The 11735-nt window shown below is 67.2% G+C and carries 8 protein-coding genes and 1 pseudogene; all 9 read left to right on the top strand.

Annotated elements, in window-relative coordinates:
* Positions 1 to 7: 7 nt before the first annotated feature.
* The 9 genes and pseudogenes from hpaE to radA all read left to right on the top strand — a co-directional run bounded on the left by hpaE (position 8) and on the right by radA (position 11597).
* Positions 8 to 1540, top strand: coding sequence for a 5-carboxymethyl-2-hydroxymuconate semialdehyde dehydrogenase (gene hpaE / locus ACHMXB_RS19120; RefSeq protein ID WP_395400974.1), 1533 nt, complete (start codon positions 8 to 10; stop codon positions 1538 to 1540).
* Between the two features lie 48 nt (positions 1541 to 1588).
* A complete protein-coding gene (gene hpaD, locus ACHMXB_RS19115) occupies positions 1589 to 2683 on the top strand; it encodes a 3,4-dihydroxyphenylacetate 2,3-dioxygenase (RefSeq protein ID WP_395400972.1) in 1095 nt (364 codons plus the stop codon).
* 3 nt (positions 2684 to 2686) lie between these two features.
* On the top strand, positions 2687 to 3472 hold the full coding sequence (gene hpaH / locus ACHMXB_RS19110) for a 2-oxo-hept-4-ene-1,7-dioate hydratase (RefSeq protein ID WP_395400970.1): 786 nt from the start codon (positions 2687 to 2689) through the stop codon (positions 3470 to 3472).
* Positions 3457 to 4272: an HpcH/HpaI aldolase/citrate lyase family protein gene (locus tag ACHMXB_RS19105; RefSeq protein WP_395400968.1), complete on the top strand. Its 816-nt coding sequence runs from the start codon at positions 3457 to 3459 to the stop codon at positions 4270 to 4272. The genes hpaH and ACHMXB_RS19105 overlap by 16 nt, the downstream gene beginning before the upstream one ends.
* Before the next feature lie 82 nt (positions 4273 to 4354).
* Positions 4355 to 5859 (top strand): annotated as a pseudogene (locus tag ACHMXB_RS19100) (NAD-dependent succinate-semialdehyde dehydrogenase).
* A 10-nt stretch (positions 5860 to 5869) separates the two neighbouring features.
* The gene (locus tag ACHMXB_RS19095) at positions 5870 to 7273 is read left to right on the top strand and encodes an MFS transporter (RefSeq protein WP_395400966.1); all 1404 of its coding nucleotides are present in this window, start codon (positions 5870 to 5872) and stop codon (positions 7271 to 7273) included.
* Between the two features lie 221 nt (positions 7274 to 7494).
* Positions 7495 to 8904 carry an aldehyde dehydrogenase family protein gene (locus ACHMXB_RS19090; RefSeq protein WP_395400964.1) on the top strand — a complete coding sequence of 470 codons (1410 nt, stop codon included), beginning with the start codon at positions 7495 to 7497 and terminating at the stop codon, positions 8902 to 8904.
* Positions 8905 to 9047: 143 nt separating this feature from the next.
* A complete protein-coding gene (locus ACHMXB_RS19085; RefSeq protein ID WP_395400962.1) occupies positions 9048 to 10172 on the top strand; it encodes an aromatic acid exporter family protein in 1125 nt (374 codons plus the stop codon).
* 45 nt (positions 10173 to 10217) lie between these two features.
* Complete coding sequence (gene radA / locus ACHMXB_RS19080; RefSeq protein WP_395400960.1) at positions 10218 to 11597, top strand: DNA repair protein RadA; 1380 nt, start codon at positions 10218 to 10220, stop codon at positions 11595 to 11597.
* Positions 11598 to 11735: the final 138 nt, after the last annotated feature.

The raw sequence follows: 11735 nt of genomic DNA, 5'->3' as shown, positions 1-11735 counted from the left end.
CTCAACGATGACGACCCCTGTAGAGACTGCAACAAAGCACTACGTTCCCGAGAACCTGCCCACCCACATCCAGCACTTCATCAACGGCAAGTTCGTTGATTCGGTGGGCGGAAAGACCTTCGACGTCCTGGATCCGGTCTCCAACAAGAACTACGCCACCGCCGCGGCAGGCCAGAAGGAAGACATTGACCTCGCCGTCGCCGCAGCCCGCGAGGCGTTCACCAGCGGCCCATGGCCGAAGATGAAGCCCCGCGAGCGCGCCAAGGTCCTGAACCGGATCGCCGACGCCGTGGAGGCACAGGAAGCGCGCCTCGCCGAACTCGAAACCTTCGACACCGGCCTGCCGATCACCCAGGCCAAGGGCCAGGCGCTGCGTGCTGCGGAGAACTTCCGCTTCTTCGCGGACCTGATCGTGGCCCAGTTCGACGACGCCATGAAGGTCCCCGGCTCACAGATCAACTACGTGAACCGCAAGCCGATCGGCGTCGCCGGGCTCATCACCCCCTGGAACACCCCGTTCATGCTCGAGTCCTGGAAGCTCGCCCCGGCCCTGGCCACCGGCAACACCGTGGTCCTCAAGCCGGCCGAATTCACCCCGCTGTCGGCGTCCCTCTGGGCCACCATCTTCAAGGAAGCCGGACTGCCGGACGGCGTGTTCAACCTGGTCAACGGCCTGGGTGAGGAAGCCGGCGACGCCCTGGTCAAGCACCCGGACGTCCCGCTGATCTCCTTCACCGGCGAGACCACCACGGGCCAGACGATCTTCCGCAACGCGGCTGCCAACCTCAAGGGCCTCTCGATGGAGCTCGGCGGCAAGTCCCCCTGCGTCGTGTTCGCCGACGCCGACCTGGACGCCGCGATCGACTCCGCCCTGTTCGGTGTCTTCTCCCTCAACGGCGAACGCTGCACCGCCGGCTCCCGCATCCTGGTGGAACGCGCCATCTACGACGAGTTCTGCGAGAAGTACGCCGCCCGCGCCAAGAACATCGTGGTCGGCGACCCGCACGATCCGAAGACGCAGGTGGGCGCCCTGGTGCACCCGGAGCACTACGAAAAGGTGGCCTCCTACGTGGAGATCGGCAAATCGGAAGGCCGGCTGCTGGCCGGCGGCGGACGCCCCGAAGGCCTCCCGGAGGGCAACTACATCGCCCCCACCGTCTTCGCCGATGTCTCCCCCGACGCGAGGATTTTCCAGGAGGAGATCTTCGGTCCCGTCGTCGCCATCACCCCGTTTGAGAACGACGACGAGGCCCTCGCCCTGGCCAACAACACCAAGTACGGCCTGGCGGCCTACATTTGGACCCAGAACCTGACCCGGGCCCACAACTTCTCGCAGAACGTGGAAGCCGGCATGGTGTGGCTGAACAGCCACAACGTCCGCGACCTGCGCACCCCGTTCGGCGGCGTCAAGGCCTCCGGACTCGGCCACGAGGGCGGCTACCGCTCCATCGACTTCTACACCGACCAGCAGGCCGTGCACATCACGCTCGGCCCGGTTCATACCCCTAAATTTGGCCACACCTCCGAATTCGGCGCCTAACCCGCCGTCGTACTTTCCCGAACCCCCTTTCGAAGAAGAGAGAACATCATGACCAACTTCGTTCCTACCCCCACCGTCCCGGCACCGGATATCGTCCGCTGCGCTTACATGGAAATCGTGGTCACCGACCTCGCCAAGTCGCGCGAGTTCTACGTCGGCGTCCTCGGCCTGCACGTCACCGAGGAAGACGAGAACACCATCTACCTCCGCTCGCTGGAGGAGTTCATCCACCACAACCTGGTGCTCCGCCAGGGACCTATCGCTGCCGTCGCAGCCTTCGCCTACCGGGTGAAGTCCCCCGCCGAGGTGGACGCCGCGGAGGCCTACTACAAGGAACTGGGCTGCCGCACCGAGCGCCGCAGGGAAGGCTTCACCAAGGGCATCGGCGACTCCGTCCGCGTCGAGGACCCGCTGGGCTTCCCCTACGAGTTCTTCTACGAGACCGAGCACGTGGAGCGGCTCACCCAGCGCTACGACCTCTACTCCGCGGGTGAACTGGTCCGCCTGGACCACTTCAACCAGGTCACCCCGGACGTTCCCCGGGGCCGCGCCTACCTGGAGGACCTCGGCTTCCGGGTCTCCGAGGACATCAAGGACGCCGACGGCGTCACGTACGCCGCGTGGATGCACCGCAAGCAGACGGTGCACGACACCGCCCTGACCGGCGGCAACGGCCCGCGCATGCACCACGTCGCCTTCGCCACGCACGAGAAGCACAACATCATCCAGATCTGCGACAAGATGGGCGCCCTGCGGATCAGCGACCGGATCGAACGCGGCCCCGGCCGGCACGGCGTGTCCAACGCGTTCTACCTCTACATCCTGGACCCGGACGGCCACCGCATCGAGATCTACACCCAGGACTACTACACCGGCGACCCGGACAACCCCACCGTCACCTGGGACGTCCACGACAACCAGCGCCGTGACTGGTGGGGCAACCCCGTGGTCCCGTCCTGGTACACCGAGGCCTCTCTGGTCCTGGACCTGGACGGCAACCCGCAGCCGGTCATCGAGCGCACCGACGCCTCCGAAATGGCAGTGACCGTGGGCGCGGACGGCTTCTCCTACACCCGCAAGGACGAGACCTCCTCTGCCGCAGGCACCGACGCAGTGGGCTTCAAGCTGGGAGCCCAGGTCTAACCGATGCTGGACGCGAAGACGATCGAGGCCATTGCGGACGAACTGGTGGAAGCCGGCCGGACCCGCACCCCTGTGCCCCGCCTGACTGCCCGCTACCCGGACATGACGGTGGAGGACTCGTACGCGGTGCAGCAGCTGTGGCGGCGCCGCAACGAGGACGCCGGCCGGACCCTGGTGGGGCGCAAGATCGGCCTCACGTCCAAGGCGATGCAGGCCGCCACCGGCATCACCGAACCGGACTACGGTGCCATCTTCGATGACATGGTGCTGGAAACCGGCTGCTCGGTGGAATGGGACAGGTACACGCATCCCCGGGTGGAAGTTGAACTGGCGTTTGTCCTGAAGGACGGGCTCAAAGGCCCCGGCTGCACCATCTTCGACGTCCTCAACGCCACCGACTACGTGGTTCCGGCCCTCGAAATCCTCGATTCGAGGATCGAGATGGAGGGCCGGACCATTGTGGACACCATCTCGGACAACGCCGCGATGGGCGCCATGGTGGTGGGCGGACGCCCGGTCAAGCCGGACGCCGTCGACCTTCGCTGGGTCTCCGCCATCCTCTACAAGAACCAGACCGTGGAGGAAACCGGCGTGGCAGCGGGCGTCCTGGACCACCCGGCCAACGGTGTGCACTGGCTGGCCAACAAGATCGCCGCGCACGGGGACTCGATGAAGGCCGGCGACATCATCCTGGCCGGCTCCTTCACCCGCCCGCTCTGGGTGTACAAGGGCGACACCGTCCACGCCGACTACGGACCCCTGGGGACTGTCACATGCCGCTTCGAGTAGAAGACACCTTCCGGTCCGCCCTCGCCAGTCAAATCGGCAAAGCAGGCAGGCCGCTGGCCGGCATGTGGGTGTGCTCCGGCAGCCCGCTGGTCGCCGAACTCTGCGCGGGATCCGGCCTGGACTGGCTCCTGGTGGACGCCGAACACAGCCCCAACGGGCTCGAATCCATCCTCGCCCAGCTCCAGGCCATCCACGGCTACCCGGTACACACCCTGGTCCGGCCACCGGTAAACGACACCGTGCTGATCAAGCAGTACCTGGACCTGGGCGTGCAGAACCTGCTGGTCCCCATGGTCAACTCCGTGGCCGAGGCGGAAGCCGCGGTGGCCGCCACCCGCTACCCGCCGCACGGGGTCCGCGGCGTGGGCTCCGCACTCGCCCGCGCCGCCCGCTGGAACCGCGTCCCGGACTACCTCGCCCGCGCCGCCGTTACGGTCAGCGTCACCGTCCAGATCGAATCGACGGCCGCGGTTGAGGCCGTGGAGGACATCCTGAAGGTCGACGGCGTGGACGCCATCTTCGTGGGACCCTCCGACCTCGCCGCTTCCATGGGGCTGCTGGGACAGCAGGAACACCCCGAGGTGCGCGCCGCCGTCGAACACTGCCTCGCCGCCGCGAAAGCGGCCGGGAAACCCGCCGGCGTCAACGCCTTCGCCCCCGCCACCGCCCGCGCCTACCTCGACGCCGGTGCCGCCTTCATCCTGGTGGGCGCCGACGTCGCCCTCCTGGCCCGCGGCTCCGAAGCCCTCGCCGCCGAATACGTCCAGCGGTCCGACGGCGAAACCCCGGCCAGCTACTGACCCCGGTGGTTGGGCCTGCCGAACCTCTTCCAGGGCAGACCCAACCACCGGCCACCCCAACACTTTCTCAGGAGACCCCCGCATGACCGCTTCGCCCGTACTCTCCCCTGCCATCTCGCCGGAACGCGAAGCATCGCTCCTCGCGTCCGTGCCCACCGGCCTGCTCATCAACGGCCAGTGGGTGGACGCGTCCGACGGCGGCACGTTCGACGTCCACGACCCCGCCACCGGGGAGGTGCTCGCCACCCTCGCCTCGGCCACCAGCGCAGATGCGGTCGCAGCGCTGGATGCCGCCGACGCCGCCCAGTCCTCCTGGGCGCGCACTGCACCCCGGGTCCGGGCCGAGATCCTGCGCCGCGCCTTTGACCTGGTCACCGAACGCGCCGAGGACTTCGCCCTGCTGATGACCCTGGAGATGGGCAAGCCACTGGCGGAAGCACGCGGCGAAGTCACCTACGGCGCAGAGTTCCTGCGCTGGTTCTCCGAGGAAACCGTCCGCGACTACGGCCGCTACCTCACCACCCCCGAGGGCAAAAACTAGATCCTCGTCCAGCACAAACCCGTGGGCCCGTGCCTGCTCATCACCCCGTGGAACTTCCCGCTGGCTATGGCCACCCGCAAGGTCGCGCCAGCCATCGCCGCCGGCTGCACCATGATCCTCAAGCCCGCCAAGCTCACCCCGCTCACCGCCCAGTACTTCGCACAGACCATGCTCGACGCCGGCCTGCCCGCCGGCGTCCTGAACGTGGTCTCGTCGTCCTCGGCTTCCGGGATCTCCGGGCCGCTGCTGGCCGACCCGCGGCTGCGCAAGGTCTCCTTCACCGGCTCCACCCCCGTGGGCAAGCGCCTCATGGCCGACGCCGCGCAGAACGTCCTGCGCACTTCCATGGAACTCGGCGGGAACGCCCCGTTCATCGTGTTCGAGGACGCCGACCTCGACAAGGCCGTGGAAGGGGCCATGGCCGCCAAGATGCGGAACATGGGCGAAGCCTGCACCGCCGCGAACCGCTTCCTCGTGCAGGAATCCGTCGCCGCCGAGTTCACCGCCAAGTTCGCCGCCGCCATGGGCGCCCTGGCCACCGGCCGCGGCACCGAACCGGAAACCCAGGTCGGTCCCCTCATCGACGCCGGCGCCCGCGACGACGTGCACGCTTTGGTGAGTGCCGCCGTCGACGCCGGAGCCACCGCCATCACCGGCGGTGCCCCGGTTGAGGGTGCCGGCTACTTTACCAGCCCACCGTGCTGGGCAATGTACCCAACGACGCCGAAATCCTCCGCCAGGAAATCTTCGGCCCCGTCGCCCCGGTCACCACATTCACCACGGAGGAGGACGCCATCCGGCTGGCCAACGCCAGCGAATACGGCCTGGCCTCCTACCTCTACAGCCGCGACTTCAACCGCCTGCTGCGCGTGGCCGAACAAATCGAATTCGGCATGCTCGGCTTCAACGCCGGCGTCATCTCCAACGCCGCGGCACCCTTCGGCGGCGTCAAGCAGTCCGGACTCGGCCGCGAAGGCGGCTCCGAAGGCATCGCCGAATACACCACCACGCAGTACATCGGCATCGCCGACCCCTACGCCAACTGAAGGAAAAACATTGAGTACTGTCCAGCACGGGCAGCGCAGCTCGGCGAGGGATAACCGCCGCGTAGCGTTTGCCACCATCATCGGAACAACCGTCGAGTGGTACGACTTCTTCATCTACGCCAACGCCGCAGGCCTGGTTTTCGCGAAACTGTTCTTCGAACCCGCCGGCAATGACATCGGCATCCTGATTTCCTTCGCCTCGGTGGGACTCAGCTTCCTGTTCCGGCCACTGGGCGCCTTCCTGGCCGGACACTTCGGGGACCGGCTGGGCCGCCGCGCCATGCTCGTCATCACGCTGATCATGATGGGGGCAGCAACCACCCTCATCGGCGTGCTGCCGACCTTCGAGACGGCAGGTGTTGTGGCGCCCATCCTGCTGCTGCTCCTACGCATCCTGCAGGGCATCTCGGCCGGCGGCGAGTGGGGCGGCGCGGTCCTGATGGCGGTGGAGCACGCACCCCGCGGCAAGCGTGGCCTGTTTGGCGCGTTCCCCCAACTTGGCGTTCCCCTGGGCATGCTGCTGGCCTCCGGCGTCCTGGCCCTGATGTCCGGCGTGGTCTCCCCCGGCGCGGCCTTTGTGCAGTGGGGCTGGCGCATCCCGTTCCTGCTCAGCTTCGTCCTGATCGTCGTCGGATTCATGGTCCGCCGCAGCGTGGAGGAAAGCCCAGTCTTCGAGGAGATCGCACAGAAAAAGCAGCAGACCCGCGTTCCGATCGTCGAACTCTTCAAGAAGCACTGGCTGCTGGTCATCATCGCGGCGCTGGTCTTCGCGGGCAACAACGCAGCGGGCTACATGACCACCGGCGGCTACATCCTCAGCTATGCCGCCAATCCCGCAGGACTGGCCATGGACCGCACGGAAGTGCTCCTCGCAGTGACCGGCTCGGCTGCACTGTGGTTCTTGTTCACGCTGATCTCCGGCTACCTTGCGGACAGCATCGGCCGCAAAAAGACGTACCTCATCGGCTATGCCTGCCTCATCCTGACTGTGTTCCCGCTGTTCTGGCTGGTGAACACCGGGAACACCTGGTCGCTCTTCCTCGGCCTTGCGCTGTTCACCGTCGGGCTCGGCCTGACCTACGGCCCGCAGGCAGCGCTCTACAGTGAGCTGTTCCCCGCCTCCATCAGGTTCTCCGGCGTCGCGATCTCCTATGCGCTCGGTGCCATCATCGGCGGCGCCTTCGCTCCGATGATCGCCACCGCACTGGTCCAGGCCACCGGGACAACGGCCTCGGTGTCCCTTTACCTCCTGATCGTGGCCCTCGTTTCAACGGCCGCGGTCCTGGTGATCCGGGAACGCAAAGGCATCGACCTGGGCATCAACAACCAGGCCGAACAGGAGGTCGGCGCCACCATCTTCGACCGGCGCCGGGCGGATTCAGCCGACGCCGCCAAAGCAACTGCCGGCGTCTAACTCTCATCCGTTGCTCCGTAGATGCCGTTTTGGAGGGTGAAAAGGGCACCTACGGAGCAATCGAGGGAAGTTAATAGGGGAGCAGTCACGTGCACAGTTCGCCCCAAGTCAAGGGTCCTGCACCCAAAGACAAGCCAGCGGCCCTGCGGACGGACAACACTTAGGTATGCCCGCCTCGCCGACCGGCTGAGCGCACTTTCCTACTCGAAGTGGAGTACCTCTTGGAAACCTACGATGCCCTCCTCGCGTCCATCACCCCCGGCTCCGGCGAGACCCGGACCATTTTCGATCCCGCCACCGGCGGCGTCGTCGGCGAAGCCCCGGTCCACACCGTTGAGGACCTCGAGACCGCCGTCGCCGCGGCCGTCGCCGCCCAGCCCGCATGGGCTGCACTGGGCCACGACGCCCGGTCCGCCGCCCTCCTCAAGGCCGCCGACGCCGTCGAACGCTCCGCCGAGGAACTCGCCCAGCTGCTCTCCCGCGAGCAGGGCAAACCCCTCAACGGCCCCAACGCCCGCTTCGAAGTCGGCGCCTGCGCCGCCTGGCTCCGCAACACCGCCACCACCGAACTCACACCCGAAGTGGTGGTCGACGACGGCGAAACCTACGCCGAACTCCACTACAAGCCCATCGGCGTCGTCGGCGCCATCGGCCCCTGGAACTGGCCCATGATGATCACCATCTGGCAGATCGCCCCCGCCCTCCGGATGGGCAACACCGCCGTCGTCAAACCCTCCAAAATGACCCCGCTCTCCGTCCTGGCCCTGATCAAGGTCCTCAACGAAGAACTCCCCGACGGCGTCCTGTCCGTCATCTCCGGCGACCGCGAAGTCGGCGCCCGCCTCGCCGAACACCCGGCCATCGGCAAAATCATGTTCACCGGTTCCACCGCCGCCGGCAAAGCGATCATCAAATCCTCCGCCGACACCGTCAAACGGCTCACCCTCGAACTCGGCGGCAACGACGCCGGCATCGTCCTGCCCGACGCCGACCCCAAAACCATCGCCCAGGACCTGTTCTGGGGCGCGTTCATCAACACCGGCCAGACCTGCGCGGCCCTGAAGCGCCTCTACGTCCACGACGACATCTACGACGCCGTCTGCGAAGAACTCACCACCGTCGCCAAGGCCATGCCCATGGGCGTCGGGCTCGATGAGAACAACGTCCTCGGCCCGCTGCAAAACAAAGCCCAGTACGACATCGTCGCCAACCTCGTCGAAGCCGCCCGCGACTCCGGCGCCCGGATCCTGCTCGGCGGCAACCCCGACCCCGGCCAGCCCGGCTACTTCTACCCCACCACCCTCGTCGCCGACATCGACAACGACAACCCGCTCGTCGCCGAAGAACAGTTCGGCCCGGCCCTGCCCATCATCCGCTACAGCACCATCGACCAGGCCATCGAATACGCCAACGCCCTCGACGTCGGACTCGGCGCCTCCGTCTGGTCCCCCAACCTCACCGCCGCCCGCGAAGTCGCCACCCGCATCGAAGCCGGCACCGTCTGGATCAACAAACACGGCGCCGTTGACCCCCGCGTCCCCTTCGGCGGCGCCAAGCAATCCGGCTACGGCCTCGAATTCGGCGTCGAAGGCCTCAAACACCTCGGCATCCCCCAAGTCATCAACGGGTAGCCCCACCACCCCGAACGTCAGGGCCGCCGCCGCATGGCGGCGGCGGCCCTTTCTTTTGTGGTTCCGGGGCAGGTCTTCCGGCGGGGGTCGAAACCGGTCCGTTGGTTCCCGGTCCGTGCCAGCTCCCGCCATAGACTGAAGCCATGCCCCAGACCGGACTCTCCGCCAGCAGACGTTTCCTTCGCGGCCGGATCAGAACAGGGATGGTCCGGAGCCGGAATTCGCTGGTCCCCGCGATCCAGATGACCTTCGGCGCCGTGGGAGCCTACGCATTCGCCGAGTTCGTCCTGGGCCATACCGGCCCACTGTTCGCCGCCACGTCCGCCCTGATTGCCCTCGGTTTCTCCCGCGACCTGCGCATGCGGAGGGTGATGGAGGTGGGACTGGGCTGCACCATCGGCATCGCCGTGGGCGACATGCTGCTCCACTGGCTCGGGGCCGGGATCTGGCAGGCCGCCGTCGTTCTTTTGGTTTCCATCCTGCTGGCCCGCTTCCTGGACAGCGGCAATATCTTCACCACCCAACTGGCACTGCAGTCATTGCTGGTGGTGCTGCTGCCGGCGCCCTCCGGCGGCCCGTTCACGCGCAGCATCGACGCTGTGGTGGGCGGAGTGGTCGCGCTGCTGATCACCGTCCTGGCTCCCAAGGACCCGCGTCGGGAACCGCGCAAGGACGTCCAGAAGCTGCTTCATGAACTGGCCGAAGTACTGCGGGAATGCGCCGCTGCCCTGGTTGAGAGCGATTCCACCCGGGCCTGGCATGCCCTGGTCCGGGGCCGGAACAGCCAGCCGCTGGTGGACGCCATGCGTCACTCGCTGCGGGCATCCGGCGAGGTGGCCACGCTGGCGCCCGCCTACCGGCGCCACCGTGACGAACTGGACCGGCTGGAGCAGTCGCTCGAGTACATCGACCTTGCCCTGCGCAACAGCCGTGTCTTCGCGCGCCGGCTCACCAGTTCCATCAACCACGCCGCGCTGTCCGACGAAGCCACCGAAAACATCGCCGAGGTCCTGCTGGAGACAGGGGCGGCCGTGGACGAGCTCTCGCTCGGCCTCGCGGAGGTGCAGGAGGGCGCGCGAGATGCCCACCTGCGCAGTGCGCGGCAGGACCTGGGCGAGATCGCCGGGCGGCTGCATCCAAGAATGCTGAAGGTGCAGAAGCTCGAGGGCGAGACCGTGGTGATGCTGTTCCGGCCGCTCATGGTGGACCTGCTGGAAGCCACGGGCATCGATTCCCGCGAGGCGCGCGACCTCCTGCCCCCGCTGTAGGCGGCGCCGGACAGGAATGTCACAGTTCCCGGTTAGTGTGGAGCAATGGCTACAAAGACTTCCCGGGTTTCCAAAGCGCCGGGCTATAAGTGCGCGGAATGTGGCTGGACCACGGTCAAGTGGGTGGGCCGGTGCGGTGAGTGCCAGGCGTGGGGAACCGTTGAGGAAACCGGCACCGCGGTGGCGCGTACGACGGCGGCAACTACAGTTCTGGAGCCAGCCCGCCCCATTGCCGATATTGACGCCACCACTGCCGCCTATCTGCCCACCGGGGTGGACGAACTGGACCGCGTGCTCGGCGGCGGCGTGGTTCCCGGCGCCGTCATCCTGCTCGCGGGCGAGCCCGGCGTGGGAAAGTCCACCCTGCTGCTGGACGTTGCCGCAAAGTTCGCCCGGACCGGGCAGAGCGTCCTCTATGTGACAGGCGAGGAATCGGCGGCCCAGGTGAAGCTACGCGCCGATCGGATCAGCGCGATCGCGGACACCCTCTACCTCTCAGCGGAGACGGACCTTGGCCAGGCGCTCGGCCAGGTGGAGAAGGTGGAACCGAAGCTGCTGGTGGTGGACTCCGTGCAGACGCTCAGCAGCGCGGACGTGGAGGGCAGTTCCGGCGGCGTCTCCCAGGTCCGTGAGGTGGCTGCCTCCATCATCTCGGCGGCCAAGCGCCGGAACATGACCACGCTGCTGGTGGGGCATGTGACCAAGGACGGTTCCATCGCCGGGCCCCGGCTGCTGGAGCACCTGGTGGACGTCGTGTGCCAGTTCGAGGGCGAGCGCCACTCCCGCCTCCGCCTGCTCCGGGCGGTTAAGAACCGCTACGGGCCCACCGACGACGTGGGGTGCTTCGACCTCACCGAGGACGGCATCCTGGGCCTCGCCGATCCGAGCGGGCTGTTCGTCACCCGCACCAAGGACCCGGTATCCGGCACCTGCATCACCGTCACCATGGAGGGCCGCCGGCCGCTGCTTGCCGAGGTGCAGTCCCTGCTCGCCGAGACCGGAAATTCACAGCCCCGCCGGGCAACCAGCGGCCTGGACAGTTCCCGGGTGGCCATGCTCCTGGCAGTGCTGCAGCAGCGCGCCGGGTGCCAGCTGCAGAAGGACGATTCATACGTGGCCACGGTGGGCGGCGTGAAGCTCAGCGAGCCGGCCACCGACTTGGCGGTGGCGCTGGCAGTCGCGTCCGCGAAGCACAAGAAACCCCTGCCGCAGCGTCTGATCGCCTTCGGCGAGGTGGGCCTGGCCGGTGAGGTGCGCCCCGTCCCCGGCATCAACCAGCGCATCCATGAGGCCCACCGGCTGGGATTCACGCACGCAGTGGTTCCATCCAGCCCCACCGGTCCCGGCCCGGTCCCGGCAGGCTTCAACGTGAGGGAAGTGGGCCACCTGACCGAGGTCCTGGAACTGCTCATCACCAAGCCCTAAGCATTAGCTAGACCGGCGCAATAGCTAGGCCGACGCAATAGCTAAACCGGCGCATCTGTTCGCCGTTCAGCGAAAGCGGCCCGCGCCCTCCCCCGGGCAGCTCCAGGAGATGGCGCGGGCCGCTGCTGTTACCGCCCT

It is taken from the genome of Arthrobacter sp. UC242_113, from assembly GCF_044054585.1.
In the GTDB taxonomy this organism is placed as follows: Bacteria; Actinomycetota; Actinomycetes; order Actinomycetales; family Micrococcaceae; genus Arthrobacter.
Note: the sequence above shows the minus strand (reverse complement) of the source record. Positions and strands in the feature narration are given on the sequence as shown.